Origin of the sequence: Pelagicoccus sp. SDUM812002 (assembly GCF_031127835.1) — a bacterium.
Taxonomy (GTDB): domain Bacteria; phylum Verrucomicrobiota; class Verrucomicrobiia; order Opitutales; family Opitutaceae; genus Pelagicoccus.
On the sequence record NZ_JARXHX010000004.1, the window covers coordinates 292,787 to 308,817 of the forward strand.

The 16,031-nt window shown below is 54.6% G+C and carries 16 protein-coding genes; 6 read left to right on the forward strand and 10 right to left on the reverse strand.

What is annotated here, in order from left to right:
• Nucleotides 1-3: 3 nt before the first annotated feature.
• Both dapB and dapA read right to left on the reverse strand, forming a co-directional pair.
• Entirely contained in the window at nt 4-735 is a 732-nt protein-coding gene (dapB, locus tag QEH53_RS08825; protein ID WP_309022806.1) for a 4-hydroxy-tetrahydrodipicolinate reductase, read from the reverse strand.
• Nucleotides 736-744: 9 nt separating this feature from the next.
• The gene (dapA, locus tag QEH53_RS08830; protein ID WP_309022807.1) at nt 745-1,653 is read right to left on the reverse strand and encodes a 4-hydroxy-tetrahydrodipicolinate synthase; all 909 of its coding nucleotides are present in this window, start codon (nt 1,651-1,653) and stop codon (nt 745-747) included.
• A gap of 103 nt (nt 1,654-1,756) precedes the next feature.
• Between dapA and QEH53_RS08835 the strand changes: the two genes are divergently transcribed.
• Nucleotides 1,757-2,860, forward strand: coding sequence for a PilT/PilU family type 4a pilus ATPase (locus tag QEH53_RS08835; RefSeq protein ID WP_309022808.1), 1,104 nt, complete (start codon nt 1,757-1,759; stop codon nt 2,858-2,860).
• A gap of 48 nt (nt 2,861-2,908) precedes the next feature.
• Here the strand turns inward: QEH53_RS08835 and hemA are convergent, their stop codons facing one another.
• From hemA to QEH53_RS08850, 3 genes are all read right to left on the reverse strand, one after another.
• Nucleotides 2,909-3,958: a glutamyl-tRNA reductase gene (gene hemA / locus QEH53_RS08840; RefSeq protein WP_309022809.1), complete on the reverse strand. Its 1,050-nt coding sequence runs from the start codon at nt 3,956-3,958 to the stop codon at nt 2,909-2,911.
• Nucleotides 3,955-4,833, reverse strand: a complete 879-nt coding sequence (locus QEH53_RS08845; protein WP_309022810.1) for a cytochrome c biogenesis protein CcsA — start codon at nt 4,831-4,833, stop codon at nt 3,955-3,957. The genes hemA and QEH53_RS08845 overlap by 4 nt, the downstream gene beginning before the upstream one ends.
• Before the next feature lie 126 nt (nt 4,834-4,959).
• Nucleotides 4,960-5,352: an ApaG domain gene (locus QEH53_RS08850; RefSeq protein WP_309022811.1), complete on the reverse strand. Its 393-nt coding sequence runs from the start codon at nt 5,350-5,352 to the stop codon at nt 4,960-4,962.
• A gap of 228 nt (nt 5,353-5,580) precedes the next feature.
• Here QEH53_RS08850 and QEH53_RS08855 point away from each other — a divergent pair, with 228 nt between their 5' ends.
• On the forward strand, nt 5,581-7,023 hold the full coding sequence (locus QEH53_RS08855) for a hypothetical protein (RefSeq protein WP_309022812.1): 1,443 nt from the start codon (nt 5,581-5,583) through the stop codon (nt 7,021-7,023).
• 25 nt (nt 7,024-7,048) lie between these two features.
• Here the strand turns inward: QEH53_RS08855 and QEH53_RS08860 are convergent, their stop codons facing one another.
• On the reverse strand, nt 7,049-7,714 hold the full coding sequence (locus tag QEH53_RS08860; protein WP_309022813.1) for a GPP34 family phosphoprotein: 666 nt from the start codon (nt 7,712-7,714) through the stop codon (nt 7,049-7,051).
• Nucleotides 7,715-7,849: 135 nt separating this feature from the next.
• Here QEH53_RS08860 and QEH53_RS08865 point away from each other — a divergent pair, with 135 nt between their 5' ends.
• Entirely contained in the window at nt 7,850-9,223 is a 1,374-nt protein-coding gene (locus QEH53_RS08865; protein WP_309022814.1) for a M20/M25/M40 family metallo-hydrolase, read from the forward strand.
• Here QEH53_RS08865 and QEH53_RS08870 read toward each other — a convergent pair.
• The gene (locus QEH53_RS08870; RefSeq protein ID WP_309022815.1) at nt 9,206-10,141 is read right to left on the reverse strand and encodes a hypothetical protein; all 936 of its coding nucleotides are present in this window, start codon (nt 10,139-10,141) and stop codon (nt 9,206-9,208) included. The genes QEH53_RS08865 and QEH53_RS08870 overlap by 18 nt on opposite strands.
• A 166-nt stretch (nt 10,142-10,307) precedes the next feature.
• Nucleotides 10,308-11,246: a thioredoxin-disulfide reductase gene (gene trxB / locus QEH53_RS08875; RefSeq protein WP_309022816.1), complete on the reverse strand. Its 939-nt coding sequence runs from the start codon at nt 11,244-11,246 to the stop codon at nt 10,308-10,310.
• Between trxB and QEH53_RS08880 the strand changes: the two genes are divergently transcribed.
• The gene (locus QEH53_RS08880) at nt 11,245-12,219 is read left to right on the forward strand and encodes a TatD family hydrolase (RefSeq protein ID WP_309022817.1); all 975 of its coding nucleotides are present in this window, start codon (nt 11,245-11,247) and stop codon (nt 12,217-12,219) included. The two genes, trxB and QEH53_RS08880, sit on opposite strands and share 2 nt — an antisense overlap.
• Nucleotides 12,220-12,241: 22 nt before the next feature.
• Here QEH53_RS08880 and QEH53_RS08885 read toward each other — a convergent pair whose 3' ends face one another.
• Nucleotides 12,242-12,541 (reverse strand): HPr family phosphocarrier protein, encoded by a 300-nt coding sequence (locus QEH53_RS08885; protein WP_309022818.1) that lies wholly within the window; start codon nt 12,539-12,541, stop codon nt 12,242-12,244.
• Between the two features lie 95 nt (nt 12,542-12,636).
• Between QEH53_RS08885 and kdsB the strand changes: the two genes are divergently transcribed.
• Nucleotides 12,637-13,377 (forward strand): 3-deoxy-manno-octulosonate cytidylyltransferase, encoded by a 741-nt coding sequence (gene kdsB, locus QEH53_RS08890; protein ID WP_309022819.1) that lies wholly within the window; start codon nt 12,637-12,639, stop codon nt 13,375-13,377.
• A gap of 112 nt (nt 13,378-13,489) precedes the next feature.
• On the opposite strand, the gene carA is transcribed toward kdsB, so the two are convergent.
• Nucleotides 13,490-14,647 carry a glutamine-hydrolyzing carbamoyl-phosphate synthase small subunit gene (carA, locus tag QEH53_RS08895; protein WP_309022820.1) on the reverse strand — a complete coding sequence of 386 codons (1,158 nt, stop codon included), beginning with the start codon at nt 14,645-14,647 and terminating at the stop codon, nt 13,490-13,492.
• A 140-nt stretch (nt 14,648-14,787) separates the two neighbouring features.
• Between carA and QEH53_RS08900 the strand changes: the two genes are divergently transcribed.
• Nucleotides 14,788-15,984, forward strand: coding sequence for a KamA family radical SAM protein (locus QEH53_RS08900; protein WP_309022821.1), 1,197 nt, complete (start codon nt 14,788-14,790; stop codon nt 15,982-15,984).
• Nucleotides 15,985-16,031 lie beyond the last annotated feature (47 nt).

Here is a 16,031-nt window from a genome sequence, read left to right on the forward strand (position 1 = left end):
CTCTTAGGCGAGTCCGAGTACCTCGCGGATGCCGTAGATTCCAGGTTTCTTGCCGACTGACCAAGCGGCAGCCCGTACAGCTCCTCGGGCGAAGATCGCTCTGCTCGAGGCTTTGTGGGTGAGTTCTACACGTTCGCCGACGTCAGAGAAAATAACGGTGTGGTCGCCCACGACATCGCCGCCTCGCAGGGAGTGCATTCCGACTTCTCGCTCAGTACGTTCTCCTGTGATTCCCTCCCGCCCGTGGCGTAGATCGTCGTGGTTGAGGCCGCGCGGCTCGAGAACGGTTTCAGCGAGCATCAGAGCCGTTCCACTCGGAGCGTCTTTCTTAAGGCGATGGTGCATCTCAACAATCTCGGCATTGTAGTCGAGCGGTAGAATTTCAGCGGCTTTTTCCACAAGGTAGCAAAGGAGGTTAACTCCGATCGAGAAGTTGCCAGCCCAAACGGTGGGGGTCTTAGATGCTATCTCCAGAAGCTTGGCTTTTTCTTCCTGGCTGTGCCCAGTAGTACCGCAAACGACAGGTTTGCCGAGCTCCGCAGCTGTGCTGAAGACCGATTCTGTGACCGTGTGGAAGGAGAAGTCGATCACAGCGTCAGCCGCTTCGATCCCGGCGCGTAGGTCGTCGCCTTGGTCGACTTTGGCGATGACTGTGTGCCCTGCTTCTTCAGTCGCTTCGGCGATAGCTTGGCCCATGCGCCCATTGGCGCCAACAATGCAAATCTTTAGTGACATGGCAGGATTCTACGCTTGAGCGGATAGTTCTGCCTGCAAGGCACCGAAAATGGAGAGGATTAACTCCTTGTTTTCAGGCTGGAGGCCGCAGAGGGGGAGACGGACGCGTCCGGTTTCGAAAAGCCCAGCCTTTACCATGCATGCCTTAACCGGAACTGGGTTGGGCTCGATGAATAGGTTCTTGAAAAGCGGAAAGAGCTTTTGGTGCCAGGCGCTGGCGGCCTTCAGATCGCCAGAAAGTGAAGCCTTTACGAGAGCTACGACTTCGTTGGGAATCACGTTGGAGGCGACTGAGATAACGCCTTCGGCTCCAGCGCAAATGAAGGGCAGGGTGAGACTGTCGTCGCCACTTAAGACCACGAGATCGTCGCCCATGGCCTTCTTGAGTTCGTCGACACGCTCGACGCTGCCTCCCGCTTCCTTGATGTGGTTGACGTGCGGAAACTTGGCGAGGAGGCGCTCGACGGTGGAGACGTCGATCTGGATTCCGCAGCGTCCAGGAATCGAGTAGAGAACGATGGAGCGGTCCGTCGCCTCCGCGATGGCGGAGAAGTGGCGAAATAGACCTTCTTGGCTCGGCTTGTTGTAGTAAGGTGCAACGTGTAGCATCCCAGAGGCTCCGGCCTTGTGGGCGGCCTTGGTAAGGGAAACCGCTTCCCGAGTCGAGTTCGAACCGGCACCAGCGATCACGGGTACGCGACCAGCGGCGGTTTCGATTGTCAGCTCCACGACGCGTTCGTGCTCTGCGTGGCTAAGGGTGGGGCACTCTCCAGTGGTTCCAACCGGCACGAGCGCGTTGATTCCCGCCTGAATTTGGGCTTCGACCAATTTTTTCAGATCGGCCTCTGCTAAGGACCCGTCTCCGAGGAAAGGGGTCGCTAGTGCGGTCATTGATCCGGTATACTTTTGTGCGCTCATAATTCGAAAGTGAAGGATTCGAGTTCCAAGCCGATTTATAAGGACGGTCAACCCTATACCTATAGGGAGGCTCTTTTCTCCGACCCGCAGACACTTTAGAATAATGGCTTCAGAAATCTTCGACGAACTTCTTTATCTCGCTGTCGACAACGGCGCTTCCGACATCGTCGTGAAAAGCGACAAACCTGGCTACCTGCGCCTGCACGGTAACTTGGAGCCGGTCGAAATGCCGCCGATAGATGGCGAGACGGTTCTCGCGTTTGTCGATGACAATGTACCGAGCAACTACAAGGACACTTGGGAAATGGAGGGGCAGGTTGACTTCGCTTACTTCCTCGAGCGCGCGGGACGTTTTCGCGTAAACGCTTTCTTGCAGCGCGGCACGGTCAGCATCGTATTTCGCCACATCAAGAGCAAGATTCCAAATTTCGAGGATCTGGCTCTTGATCAAGATGTTCTGTTGAATCTTGCCCAAAAGAAGGACGGCATTGTTTTCGTTTGTGGCGCTACGGGTTCCGGCAAGTCTACGACTCTCGCGTGCTTGTTGAATTGGATCAACCACAACATGGATAAGCACGTGGTGACCTTGGAAGACCCGATCGAATTCAACTTTATCGATTCCAAGTCGGTCTTCCAGCAACGCGAAGTGGGGATCGACGCCCCGAGCTTCCAGAAGGCTCTGAAGGCAGTCCTCCGCCAAAATCCAGATATGATCTTGATCGGAGAAATGCGCGACAAGGAGACTTTCGAAACCGCTCTTGCCGCCGCGGAAACCGGCCACCTCGTTTTCACTACGCTGCACGCAGCCAGCGCCCAGCAGGCGATCACGCGCCTTTTCGAGTACTTTCCCGCAGAGCAGCACAATCTCGTGCAGCGTAAGTTGTCTGAGACCTTACGTGGTATCATCGTGCAAAAGCTACTTCCTAACCTCGAAGGCGACGGTCGCGTGCCCGCGCAAGAAATTTTGATCGGTGACTCAACGGTGCGTACGACTATCCGCGAAGGTCGCTTCGACAAGGTTGGCACCTTGCTCGATGTTTCGGCGGACAGCGGTTCACGTTCCTTCAACAAGGAGCTCTCTCGTTTGATCAAAGAAGGTAAGATCAGCAAGAAGACCGGCATGAAGAACTCGCCGAACCCGCAAGCGCTCGACATGAACTTGAAGGGCATATACCTCAGCGATTCGAACCGAATTCTAGGTAACTAATTCCGTCTTCAACGGGATGTGAGAGGTTTCGCTTCGAACGCGGGGAATCTACCCTTTTTCGTGTTCGCGACGTTTTACGATAGCGTTCCAGATGAACTCGGATTTCTGCTCGGCGATAGTCCTCGCGTCGACGACGGCTTGTTTTCTTTGGGCAAGGTTTTCGTCGGCGATGGTCGCGAGGTCGTCTAAGTTGTAGAGGAAGACGTTATCAAAATCTTCGCAGCCCTTCTCGATGTTGCGAGGTAGTCCCAGGTCGATGAGAAACAATGGCCGGCCTTTTCTGCGAGCAAAGCACCGCTTGATTATTTGCCGGGTTATCACTGCTTCGTCAGCCCCGACGGATGCAATGACGATGTCATACTCAGGCAAATACATTTCCAAGTCTTGTAGAAGGCGAGGAATTCCTCCCCACTCTCGGGCGACTTCTTCAGCGCGCTTTTGACTGCGACTGGCGACACCAAATGTCTCCGCCCCGCGGCTGCGCAAGGCTTTGACCGTTTTTTCCCCGATTTCTCCGGTGCCGAGCGATAGTGCAGCGGCGGCATTTAGATCGCCAAAAATCTTACCTGCTAGATCCACTGCGACATTGGCGATGTTGATCTGGCCTTGTCCGACCGGAGTGGTATTGCGAATCAGTTTGGCCGCTTGGAACCCTTTCTGAAAGACCCGATTAATGGTCTTGCCCGCGTATCCGTGATCTTGCGACACGGCGTAGGCGGCTTTTACTTGGCCGAAAATCTCGGCCTCTCCAGTTATTTGCGAGCGAAGACCTGCAGCGACTTCTATGAGATGCTGCACAGCGTCGCGGCCCGATCGTAGATGAAGGTGGGCCTTGAGATCCTCGATGTCTACTTGGTAAGCCTTTGCCAAGGTTTCGAGCACGCATTGCTCGGACGCGTGTTCTCCGGTTTCGGTGTAGAGCTCGAAGCGATTGCATGTGTTCAGCACGAGAGATTCGGAGATTTGAGAATTAGCCCGCAAGTTGGCATACAAGGCACCCACCTTGGTATCATCCATCGAATAACGCTCACGCACTTCTAGAGGCGCGACTTCGTGATTGATGCTGATTACGGAAAATGAGTCGTGCTCGCGGCTCATGGGGCGTCTTGAGAATGCTCCGTGGCTAGGGAAGCGTGCGAACCGTTGGGTTGCGTGCTTCGGTTGACAGCTGCGAGCGAGAGGAGGGCGGCTACGAAGATGCCGATGCAGGCCCAAGCGAACTTTTTGGTAGAAAGGGAGAATTTTTGGCGAAGCAAAAGGGTAGCAGCGTAGGCGAGCCAGACGGCGATGGTGGCTGCTAACTTAATGGTCAGTACGGAATCTAAATCTTGAATGAAGTATTTGTACCCAATCGCTAATGACACTGTCAGGATCACGAAACCCATGAGGAGGAGCCGGCGGTTGATACTGACTAGTTCGACGATTGAGGGCAGGAATGGAAAGAGTCCGCCCACTACGTTTTTCGTTTTCAAGCTGCGGCTTTGCAGCAGATACATGGCCGAGGTGAGGGTGAGCACTCCAAAAACCCCGTAGCTAAAAAGAGCGAGAGCAGCATGGGTTTCAATCCACGGAGAGTCGCCAAAGATCGGTTCGCGGCTGGGATTGTCCCAGTGTTGTAGCACGAGGGAGAGGATTGAAAAGATACAGGCGAAGCCAGAAGTGAAAACTCCGAGTAGGCTGACGCGGAAAGCAGGTCCGACGAAAATGTAGATAGCGATGGCAGACCAGACCATGAATTGAACCAGTTCGAACTGGTTGGAGAGGGGGCAACCTCCATACTGTAAACCGCGTGCGTAGAGCCCGATCGTTTGCAGTACCCAGCCGAAGGTGACGAGCCCGAGGATATAGGGGCGCCCTGTTTTTCGACGCAGCTTAAGGGCTGAGTAACTACCGAGAACGAAGGTCGAGGCGAAAACAACCGTGGCGACCCAAATCCATTGTTTATCGGCGAGGCCGAAGAGGATGTTGCTCATGAGTTTGGTAGAAATTGCAAGTGGCTTGCAGTGACTCGTGGTTTTCGGTTAAGGCGTAGCCGGTAAAATAAAGCCGATCTTTATAGTGGCGGGAGCGAGGTCAAGCGGATCTCTCCCTGATTACACTCAGTCGGTTTCGGGGATCGCCAATTCGAAGATAGGGATCAGGCAATGGATCTTGTTTCCGAATGAGTCCTGTCCGTGGAAGCTGCCGTGGGCAGTGGCATTGCAGGAGCCGATATGGAAGCTGTTGTAGGAAAAGCTCTCCCCAGGTATGAGTTCAGGTTCCTCACCGACTATCTTGTCGCCTTCGACCACTAGGGTTTCGCCCTCCACGTCTTGGATGATCCACTTACGGCCGAGCAGAGTAACGGTACGCTCCGACTGGTTTTCAATGGTGATGAAATAGATGAATACATGGGGTGTCTCGGGCGGTACGTTCGGACCTCCGTATTGGTAGCGCAGGTCGTCGAGTCGCACGATGAGACCGTCAAGTTCTTCGGATGGGCTGCTTTCCATAGGCTAGCAGCCCCCGACGATGCAGTGGGCGAACGCGTTGTGTATGGTCGTATTAGGCTGTGTCGTTAGTTGCATGATGCGCGGGTGGCGGGGAATCTCAGCGGGGCCCGGCGGGAGTTCAATAGGAAAACAGAATTTAGCGGACCCGTTTATGTGAGATAGTCGTTGGGGAGTGCGAGCAAACGGATTAGGCTTGAGGGAGTTGGAGTCGGTCGCGAGATAAAGGGCATGGTGAAACGAGCGTTGTTGGTAGTGAAAGATCTTTCCGGTGTTGCGGTTCTAGCAGAGCGACTGGTGAACGAGTTCGGCTTCGAGGTTCTGGCCAACGAAATCGCTGGCGAAGCGATCCGCAGTAAAGGAATCGAATTCCAACAGGTGAAGTGCGAAGCCGCGGCAGCCCTCGTTTCTGACAAGGAACAAGGCGTTTCTCTAGTGGTGGCCAATTTTATAGACGTGGAATCGGCGGGGCGGTCATTTATGTCCTGGAAGGCTGCTCTAGGCGCTTTCGACCGTGGAATCGTAGAAACGATCAGAGCTGCGGCTTGGGCGGTCGAGCGTGTAGCTTTGCTCGGTAATCCGAATGACTACGAGGCCGCTTTGGCAGAGTTGAGGGAGCATGACGGCAAGTTTCGTCAAACGTTTCGCATGCAGCGAGCAACGGCGGCCTTGCGAGCGGCCAGCGAGTTTGATTTCGCGGTGGCTCAATACCTCGAAGTACAGGGTGCGGACGCTCCCGATATGGGGGCCCTAAGCGGTTACTCGAAGGCGATGCGTTTTGCTTGGCCGCGTGCCCAACTACTGGATACGGGTGAAAATAGCCATCAGCTTGCGGCTGTGTATGGCGGATTTTTTGACCACTTTGAGCAAAAGTCGGGAGCAAAGCTCGACTATTCGTCAGTGCTGACTGTTTCCAAGGCGGCATACCTGATCGGGGAATTCGAGAAGCCGGCCGCCGCCCTGATGCGAAACGGAAAGATTCTAACGGCAAGCGTCGGAGATAGTCTGGACAGCATCTTATCTAAAGTTCTCGGGCACGAAGACTTTGCGGACTCATGGCTGGTTCTCAACGGAAGTATGGGATGCGAAAAACTGCGGCTAGCAGTGAGCGGAAAGGTGGCGGGCATCTTGGCTCCAGACTTCTCTGATGAAGAGCTGGCGGTTTTGAGCGACAATATGTCGGTGACAGCCCTATCTTCGATTTCCGGAATGGGCTACGAAGCGCTGCAGGAGATTCGAAGTATCGCGGGAGGCGTCTTGGTTCAAGACCGGGACCGGGCGGCGATCAATCCTATGGAGTGGACCATTCTCAGTTTGGCTCAACCTTTGGTTGAAGACTGGGAATCGCTGATGTTTGGGGCGAAGGTGGTGCGGCACGCGGATTCTGCCGCTTTGGCGATCGTCTCGGGACAGAATCTGGTTTCGCTAGAGGCTGGTCGCTACGCTCCGAAGGTCGCTTGGAATAGTGTAGAAGAGAGCGGTATTGGCTTGGCCAATACGGTAGCGGTTTTCGATGTACCTGAGGTCGAGCCGAGATGTTTAGCGCGGATGAAGCAGCTAGGTGTCAGGGCAGTTCTCCTCCCATTGGGAGGGGATGAGGCAGCTCTACAAAGCGCTGCGAACGAGTGTGGACTGGTTTTGCTCGGTATCAGCAAAGGGATGCGCCGTCTGTAGCCTGCGGTGACCTATTTGGGTCTTGTTAAGAGCCGGCGACGACAGCTGATACGACGGCAGCGGTGATGATTGTGAGTTGGATGGCGGCTATCAGCTCTTGAGTTGCTTTGCCCACCGCTTCGCCTTCGATGATTTGCTGGATGCGGGCTCGTTGGAGTTTGATACGTTTGTGTCCAAATACTTGATCGAGTAGTTTACTGGCGTGTGCCAAGGAAACGAGTAACGCGTCCCTACCACTCAGCTCCTTGGCCGGAGCGAAGATTGCCGTTTCTAGGCGTTCGATGATTTGCCTTTCGGGCTGGGGGTTGTTTTCAGGATAGATCCTCCTGTTGAAAACCAGCAGAAATTTTCCGGTTTTTCTCTCCAAAATGCCGAGATCGCAGAGGCTTTGTGCGGCTTTGTGGTGGAACTTTTTTATCGACGAGAATCGCTCGACCCAAGTTTGCAGGCGGGCCCGGCGTTTGGCTTTGGCCAGCTTTTCAATGCACTCGTCTAACAGAGGGTCGCCGGTAGGTTTCGGTTCGACGAGATCGACCCACTTTTTCTTATCGTTCGATACTACAATTTTCTTTTCCAGTACAAGCTCTGCCACCAGGGCACCGGCTAAAACTTGCGCGAGGTGATCGATGGAAACAGTTCCTTTCTCGTCGCGGAGGGCGAGGAGGGTGATTTCTTGGTAAAGATGCAGCATGGGGATAAGATAGGCAGGGGTGGGTCGGTTGCCATAGTATAGGAAGCTTGTTACTGGTTTGTTACGGTTTCGGGATATTCGTTCGAAATTAGCTTTGGATTGCTATTGGCGGGGCTTTGTTTTGGTTAGGTCTCCATGTTTGATGCGATCGAGAAATTAAAGGAGTACATTGGATATCAAAGCGTTTCTGCCGATTCGGCCTACAAGGAAGGGATGGGGCAAACACGGGATTTCGTTGCGAAAATGCTGGGTGATTTGGGACTGAGTGTTGAAATCGTGGATACGAACAAGCATCCGATCGTGATGGCCCGTCGTACGGGCCATCCAGCTTGGCCTCACGTAGTGATTTACGGGCACTACGATGTGCAGCCGATCGATCCAATTGAGCTCTGGGAGACAAAACCCTTCGAGGCGACGATCAAGGGTGATCGAATCTTCGGGCGTGGGGCAGCAGACAATAAAGGTCCGCAAATGGCTCACATCGCGGCGGTTGCAGAGCTGTTGGAGGAAAATCCGGATCTGCCGCTACGCATCACCTTTTTGATTGAGGGTGAAGAGGAAGTGGGAAGTCCCAGCCTCTTGCCCATGCTGGAAGAGCGCAAGGAGGAGTTTAGCGAAGCGGATTTCGTTTTGCTGTCCGATACCCTGAGCCCGAGCGCTGATCAAATCGCGGTGACAGTTGGCTTGCGAGGCATTGTTGATATGGAAGTCGAGCTTATTGGGCCGAAGTCTGACTTGCACTCGGGTCTGCATGGCGGAGCGGTCTATAATCCTTTGCAGGCGATGGCAGAAATTTGCGCCTCGCTGCACACACCGGATAACCGGGTGAACGTTCCTGGTTTTTACGACGATGTAACCGAGGTCGAGGATTGGGAGCGCGATGAGCTCAAGGTATTAGGATCCGACATGGACGCCTACGCGGCGAGTGTCGGGGTGGATGCTTTGCATCCGATATCTGGATACACGCCTTTCGAAGCGATTCGGTATATGCCAACGCTTGAGTTTAATGGACTTTGGGGTGGCTACACCGGGGAGGGCAGCAAGACGATTGTACCTTCGAAAGCTTCGGTGAAAATCACCTGTCGCTTAGTCGGAAACATGAAGCCCGATGTCGTCGGGAAGTTGGTCGCGGATGCTATCATGTCGCGCGTGCCAAAAGGGTTGAAGGCCAAGGTTAAGATGGGCCACAAAGGGGTACCGTACTTGGTTGTGCCGCCCGACCGTCCGAATACGCCAGCGGGCCAGAGCGAAATTTTGGCGAATGCCTATCGCGCGACTGAGGCCGCTGTGACGGAGGTTTTTGGAAAGAAACCCTTGTTCTTGCGAGAGGGGGGAAGCATTCCGATTATTGCGGACGTGAAACGAGTGACAGGTCTAGACTCTGTGATGATTGGGTTATTCTTGCCCGAGGACAATTTGCACGCCCCCAATGAAAGCATGTCTCTTGATGTATTGAAGAAGGGGATACAGGTGTCGAAACGGGTGCTGAAGTCAGTTGCGGGCGTTTGACTTAGCGAGTCGGTCGGATGCTTCGCTTGATTCGGAGGATTTGAGAGAAGTGCCGCTTTCGATCACCTCGAGTTCGCCCATCTCGATCTGGTATTCGTCCTGCTTGTACAGTTGAGATTTGATTCCGTCGCTCTCCGTTCCGAAGTAGCCGACGGCGGCACCACTCATGAATGCGATGGCGTCCTCAAAATTCGTTCCAAGGGCTTTCATATTCATATGAGTAGACCAGAGAAGTTTTTTTTCACCGGTTGCTCTCAGGACTTGGTTGTCCCAAGCCATAATGATGATTAGGTAGCGCTCCTGCTGCATTTGTACGAGCAAGGTTTCTTCGAGGGTGGTGGAGAAAGGCTTTTTTCGTTCGCGGGCGATGTCTTCGTCGAAGCCGAGAAGTCGGGCCATCTTGGCATCGTTCATGCGCTCGTGAATGAGGTCGCTTTCGTGTTGGACAAGGTCGAAGCGGGTTTCCCAGGCATCGTATGCGACATAGTCTGATCCCACATTGTCGACGCTTTGCTGGACTCCCTCGTAGGCTCGCTCGAGCGCGAGCATTTTGGTCGGGTCCTCGAACCGCTCTATACCTCCCCAGTGAATGACGAGAAGGATATCCGCATTTTCCGGTTCTTTGGTGGGGATGAAATTTTGCTCTCCGAGATCGATAGCCAGCGTTTCGGCAATAGATTGAAAGTCCACATTGCTCACAGCATCGCCACGGCTGGAATCTGAGAAGCGTTCTCCTTGTGCGAAAACGTAGCTTAGGGCAGCGAAGTCGCTTTGCTTCCTTATCTCGATAAAGTTGGCGCTTGCTTTCGACTTCACGACGACGCGTTTGCTGGGAGCCGCTATGCAAAAATGCGTCATTGCGAGAGCAGCGGCGGCGAGAGCGAAAAACGTGCGGACTGATTTGGGATGGGGAGGCATCTAGAGTGCTTGGATCGAATGCATCATTTGCTTTTTGCTGGCGTCTCGCAACGCAATCAAACGTGTGGAGGAAAAACTGGACCCGAAAAAGCCGCATCGGATCGGATGCGGCTTTTAGTTTTTAAAAGATTCTTTTGAAGCTGCTGCGGTGCGGTCGTGACACCCACTACTGTTCTGCGAGCCATCGTTCGGCTTCGATGGCGGCCTGGCAGCCCATGCCAGCAGCGGTGATAGCCTGGCGGTAGACGTGGTCGGCACAGTCTCCAGAGACGTAGACGCCGGGGATGTTGGTTCTCACTTGGCTGCCGAGTGTTGGCTTGAAGTAACCTTCGTCATCCGTGTCGAGGGCTTCTGCGAAGGGCCCGGTGTTGGGAATATGGCCGATCGCGATGAAGATGCCCTTGGCGTCGATGGAGCTGCTTTCACCGGACTTACGGTTGGTTACCGTGACGGAAGTTGCGAAGCCCTGCTCGTCAGCGACGATTTCGTCGACGACGGTGTCCCACACCATCTCGATCTTATCGTGGGCGAGTGTACGCTCTGCCATCAAAGCGGAAGCGCGGAGCTCGTCGCGGCGGTGGATCAGGTAAACTTTGGAGGCGAAGCGGGTGAGAAAGAGGGCTTCTTCGCAGGCGGTATCTCCGCCGCCCACCACGACTACGTCCATGTTGCGGTAGAAGGCTCCGTCGCAGGTCGCGCAAGTGGTCACGCCCTTGCCACCGTACATCTCTTTTTCGCCCGGCACGTCGAGCAGGCGCGGCGAGGCGCCTGTGGAGATGATGACTGACTTGGCTTTGTACTCCTTGTCACCAGCTTTGAGAGTATAAGGCGATTGTGAGAAGTCTACGCTATCGATGGTAGCTTGGCCGAAGCGAGTTCCGAAACGGGTGGCTTGCTTGCGGAGGTTATCCATCAGCATGAATCCGTCGATCCCTTCCGGGAAGCCGGGAAAATTTTCCACTTCGCTCGTTTGGGTGAGCTGGCCGCCAGGCAAGGTCCCTTCCAAAACGAGCGGGTTCAGGCTCGCGCGAGCGGTGTAAATGGCAGCGGTGAGTCCCGAGCAACCAGTTCCGATGATGATGACGTTTTCGACTTCGGCAGACATGAGTGTTTTTCTAGAAACTTATGAACGAAGGGTATGCGGAAAGTCATGCAGCAAAGCGAAGCTGATGGCTTTGGCAATGGGAGAATTGGCAACGAAGGAGATAGATCCAACGGGAATCCGCCGCATTAGTTTGGGGTTGCGGTTCGGGCAGGTCCTTGGCGGTTTTGTGAGTATGGCTGGAATCGTCGATTCGCATACGCATTTGCATAGTTTCGCCCTGAAAGGGATTTTGGATCCTACCTTGGAGGCTGCCACAGAAGCTGGGCTCCGACGGCTGGTGACCGTAGGCACCGATTCGGACGATTGGGAATGCTACGCGGGAATGGCGGAGAAGTATCCTCAGGTCGACTATACGGTGGGGATTCACCCATGTTCAGTGGACGCCGATTGGGAGACTCGCTATTCTCAAATCGAAGCCTTCTGGTCGCGGAAGCAAAAGCCGGTGGCTCTCGGGGAAATCGGCTTGGATCGCTTTCATTTGCCGCGAAACGACGAGGCTGCGGCAAAGGAGATTTTCAGTCTCCAGGTGGCGGCCTGTGAAGCCCAGCTGCAGTTAGCGAAGAATCTAGACGCGCCGGTGGTGATCCATTCGCGGGGCGCGTTCGAAGAATGCGTGTCGCTGATCGACGGGAGCGGAATCGACTGGACCAAGGTGGTTTTCCACTGCTTTTCGGAAGGGCCAGGCGAAATGAAGCAATTGCTGGATCGAGGCGGCTTCGGAAGCTTCACTGGCGTGATCACTTTCAAGAACGCCGAAAGTGTTCGGGAGGCAGCCAAACTGCAAGGACTGGATCGATTGATGATCGAGACGGACGCGCCGTACTTGGCGCCGATGCCTAAACGAGGCAAACCGAACGAGCCGGCTTATTTGGCGTACACGGCGGCATTTTGCGCCGCGCTTTTTGGTGTGACGCCGGAGGTGTTTGCGGAGAAGACTACGACTCGAGCGAAGGCGTTTTACGGGTTGGGTTGATCGCGACCAAGGTCGCTCCTATCTATTTTTCGTCGAATTTAGTAGCGAAGAGCTCTTCGAGAGCATCGAGACACTGGACTGCATCTGGGCCGCTGGCTATGGTCTTGATCTGGGAGCCTTTTCCGGCAGCCAGCATCATGAGGCCCATGATCGACTTACCATTCACCTGCTCTTCATCCTTTTCGAAGAAGACTTCGGAGGTGTACTTATTGGTTACTCTTACAATCATGGCAGCGGGACGAGCGTGGATGCCCATTTGGTTTTGCACCGTGAGCATGCGTTCGAGCGCTTTGCCGTCTGATTGTAAGTTCGCAGAATCCATAAGCTGATAAGTCGTTAGAATAACTTTGAGTAAAGGTTTTGTATACGTATGCACTAGGCCAAGTACAAGTACGGATATTTTTACCCTGACATAAAATGCTAGCTATCGTCGCTCCTGCACGTCTCGCCTCTACTCGCTTTCCTGAGAAGCTTTTGCATCCGATTTGCGGCAAGCCGCTCATCCTGTGGGTCGCTGAGCGTATACGCTCCCAAGCCCCTGACATCCCTGCGTATTTTGCGGTCGACGACGAGCGACTGCGCAGTGTCGTGGAAGGGGCGGGCTTCAACGCGATCATGACGAGAGCCGATCATCAGAGCGGGACCGACCGTCTGGCGGAGGCTAACGAGCAGATCGGTGCGGATGTCTTGATCAACGTGCAAGCGGATGAGCCGCTGGTGGCGGCATCTCAAATCGGGTCGTTGGCGAAGTTTATGGACGAAGGAGCGACTATGGCGACCTTGGCCACGCCTTTTCGCACGCGAAAGGACTTCCTAGACCCGAATCAGGTCAAGGTGGTGATGAACGAGAGTGGTGACGCGCTATACTTCTCCCGGGCCCCGATCCCTTACAAGCGTGACGGGTTTGCCGATTTCGACGATGCCTGGGTGGCCTCATCGCCCGCTCACCGCCATTTGGGCTTGTACGCCTATCGCTCGGAGTTCCTGAGAGAATTTTGCTCCCTCCCGCCAGGCAAGTTGGAGGTGATCGAGAAGCTGGAGCAACTGCGAGCCTTGGAGAATGGGGTCGCCATCAAAGTCGGCCTGACGGATGAGCTATCTATCGGGATCGATACGGCCGAGGATGCTGAGGCCTTCGAGGTCCACCTGAAGAGTTAGGCTGGGAGTAACCGTAGGCGACCGGTTAGGATTCGGTCTCTCCAACTTCGGAAAAGAACAAAAAAACACAAAAAAGCGCGGCTCTCTCGAACCGCGCTTTGTTTGTTGAAAGTTACGCTTTCTTCGACTGGGCGACCAGTTGGTAGAACTTTTCGAAGTTCGGGTTTGCGTCGCTAGGACCAGGGCCGGCTTCCGGATGGTACTGCACGGAGAAAACGGGCTTATCCTTGAGTCGTATGCCGGCGATGGTGTTGTCGTTGAGGTTCTTCTCGGTGACGATCGCCCCACATGCTTCGAGGCCTTCTTCTGAAGTTGCGAAGCCGTGATTGTGAGCGGTGATCGCTACAAAGTCGGTTTCGAAGTTCTTGACCGGCTGGTTTCCGCCTCGATGGCCGAACTTGAGCTTGTAGGTCTTGGCTCCGATGGCGTGGGTGATGATCTGGTGGCCGAGGCAAATGCCGAATATCGGATAGTCGTTGATAAGGGCACGAACAGTCTCGTGTACATAGGTCACAGGTTCGGGGTCACCCGGGCCGTTGGATAAGAAGATTCCGTCTGGATTGATGGCTTTGATCTCCTCAGCGGTTGAAGTGGCTGGGAAGACGTGCACTTCAAAACCGTGGTGGGAAAGCTCGCGGAAAATCGACTTCTTGGCTCCAAGGTCGAGAGCGGCAATCTTGAAAATCTCGCGCTCGCGGCAAGGCTTGCGGACGGTGGATTGCACAGGGTTGTACGGCCAGCCAGCCTCCGCGGGGCCGTAAACGTAGGTCGCTTTACAGGTGACTTCTTTCACGAAGTCGGCTCCGACCATGCCCACCCATTCCTTGGCGCGCTTGACCGCTTCCTCGTCCGAAATGTCTTCAGTGCTGATGCAGCACTTCATGGCCCCTGAAACGCGAAGCTTTTTCGTGATGGCTCGTGTATCGACCCCTTCGATTCCCGGGATCCCGCTTTTTTCGAGGTATTCTGGGAGGGAAGAAGTGCTGCGCCAGTTGCTCGCCACAGGGCTGAGTTCTCGGACCACGAATCCCGCGCACATTGCCTGGTCGGCTTCGATATCCTCCTCGTTGACACCATAGTTGCCGATCATCGGCGCAGTCATGGTAATTATTTGGCCGTAGTACGAGGGATCGGTGAGGATTTCCTGATAACCGGTCATGCTGGTATTAAAAACAGCTTCACCTACCACCGTCTTTTTAGCTCCGAAAGCAATGCCTCGAAATACGGATCCATCTTCTAATGCTAGTACACCTGTCTGGCTGTCGTTCATTAGATTTGGGACAAAAGTTGGTTTGCGGTGGGGCTACAATCCCTTTTTGTGACTTATTCGAAATAAAATCGCCGACCAGTGCCGAGGTCGTCGAATCCCAGCCTAATCCATACTTTTCCACTACTGATTTTTTCGTAACTATGCCGTATACAGAAGACCGAACACACTGGCAATCAGGCCAAGGCCTTTGGGAGCACGTACCCGAATCTGACTGGAACAACTGGATCTGGCAGCTGAAGAACCGCATCACCACGCTTGAGCAACTGGAAGAGCAAATGGAGCTAACTCCGGAGGAGCGGGCGGGCTGCGAGCATGCGAACACCAAGCTGGCGATGGCAATTACGCCGTACTTCTTCAATCTGATCGACCGTGAGGATCCGAACTGCCCGATCCGCAAGCAAGTGATCCCCCGAGAGGGCGAGATGACGGTGGGTCAGGAAGAGATGCTCGATCCGGTCGGAGAGGACGGCCATTCGCCTGTACCGGGGCTAGTGCACCGTTACCCTGACCGTGTCCTCTTTCTCGTGACGGACCGCTGCGCGGCCTATTGTCGCTACTGCACGCGTAGCCGTTTGGTGAGCAATGCGCAGGACTACAATTTCCATCCAGAATTCGAGCAGGGCCTCAAATACATCGAGGAACACCCGGAAGTGCGTGACGTTTTACTCAGTGGGGGCGACCCACTGCTCTTGTCCGACAAGAAGATCGATTACTTGCTGGGACGTTTGCGGGCGATTCCGCACGTGGAATTTATCCGTATCGGTTCGCGTATCCCGGTATTCCTTCCGCAGCGTATCACTCCCGAACTGTGCGAAATTCTCAAGAAACACGGCCCCATATGGATGAGCATCCATTCGAATCATCCGAGGGAGTGCACCCAGGCTTTGAAAGAGGCCTGTGATCGGCTCTCCTTCGCCGGCGTGCCGCTGGGCAACCAGTCCGTACTGCTGAAGGATGTCAACGACGACGCGGACGTAATGAAGGCCCTGGTGCACCGACTCGTTCGGATGCGTGTCCGTCCCTACTACATCTACCAGTGCGACCTGATCACGGGTAGCGCTCACTTGCGAGCCAATGTCTGCAAGGGCATTGAGATCATGAAGCAGCTGCGCGGACACACGACGGGTTACTCCGTACCACAGTTCGTAATCGACGCCCCAGGCGGCGGCGGGAAGGTACCCATCAATCCGCAGTACATCACCAAGATCGACGACGAAGCGATCCACTTCAAGAATTTCGAAGGCAAGCTCTACCGGTATCCGCTCAAGACATTCGGTCCGCTGGAGTCGGACGACGATGACGACTGCAAGTGTGATGCGGAAGAGATCATGTTATGACGCTCTCTTTTTGCTAGAAAAGCGAAAAGCCTAACGCTGATTCTGTC

Bases quoted from the DNA above. Each gene is read 5' to 3' on its own strand.
- dapB (WP_309022806.1), bottom strand. From the start codon at position 735: ATGTCACTAAAGATTTGCATTGTTGGCGCCAATGGGCGCATGGGCCAA.
- dapA (WP_309022807.1), bottom strand. From the start codon at position 1,653: ATGAGCGCACAAAAGTATACCGGATCAATGACCGCACTAGCGACCCCT.
- QEH53_RS08835 (WP_309022808.1), top strand. From the start codon at position 1,757: ATGGCTTCAGAAATCTTCGACGAACTTCTTTATCTCGCTGTCGACAAC.
- hemA (WP_309022809.1), bottom strand. From the start codon at position 3,958: ATGAGCCGCGAGCACGACTCATTTTCCGTAATCAGCATCAATCACGAA.
- QEH53_RS08845 (WP_309022810.1), bottom strand. From the start codon at position 4,833: ATGAGCAACATCCTCTTCGGCCTCGCCGATAAACAATGGATTTGGGTC.
- QEH53_RS08850 (WP_309022811.1), bottom strand. From the start codon at position 5,352: ATGGAAAGCAGCCCATCCGAAGAACTTGACGGTCTCATCGTGCGACTC.
- QEH53_RS08855 (WP_309022812.1), top strand. From the start codon at position 5,581: ATGGTGAAACGAGCGTTGTTGGTAGTGAAAGATCTTTCCGGTGTTGCG.
- QEH53_RS08860 (WP_309022813.1), bottom strand. From the start codon at position 7,714: ATGCTGCATCTTTACCAAGAAATCACCCTCCTCGCCCTCCGCGACGAG.
- QEH53_RS08865 (WP_309022814.1), top strand. From the start codon at position 7,850: ATGTTTGATGCGATCGAGAAATTAAAGGAGTACATTGGATATCAAAGC.
- QEH53_RS08870 (WP_309022815.1), bottom strand. From the start codon at position 10,141: ATGCCTCCCCATCCCAAATCAGTCCGCACGTTTTTCGCTCTCGCCGCC.
- QEH53_RS08880 (WP_309022817.1), top strand. From the start codon at position 11,245: ATGAGTGTTTTTCTAGAAACTTATGAACGAAGGGTATGCGGAAAGTCA.
- trxB (WP_309022816.1), bottom strand. From the start codon at position 11,246: ATGTCTGCCGAAGTCGAAAACGTCATCATCATCGGAACTGGTTGCTCG.
- QEH53_RS08885 (WP_309022818.1), bottom strand. From the start codon at position 12,541: ATGGATTCTGCGAACTTACAATCAGACGGCAAAGCGCTCGAACGCATG.
- kdsB (WP_309022819.1), top strand. From the start codon at position 12,637: ATGCTAGCTATCGTCGCTCCTGCACGTCTCGCCTCTACTCGCTTTCCT.
- carA (WP_309022820.1), bottom strand. From the start codon at position 14,647: ATGAACGACAGCCAGACAGGTGTACTAGCATTAGAAGATGGATCCGTA.
- QEH53_RS08900 (WP_309022821.1), top strand. From the start codon at position 14,788: ATGCCGTATACAGAAGACCGAACACACTGGCAATCAGGCCAAGGCCTT.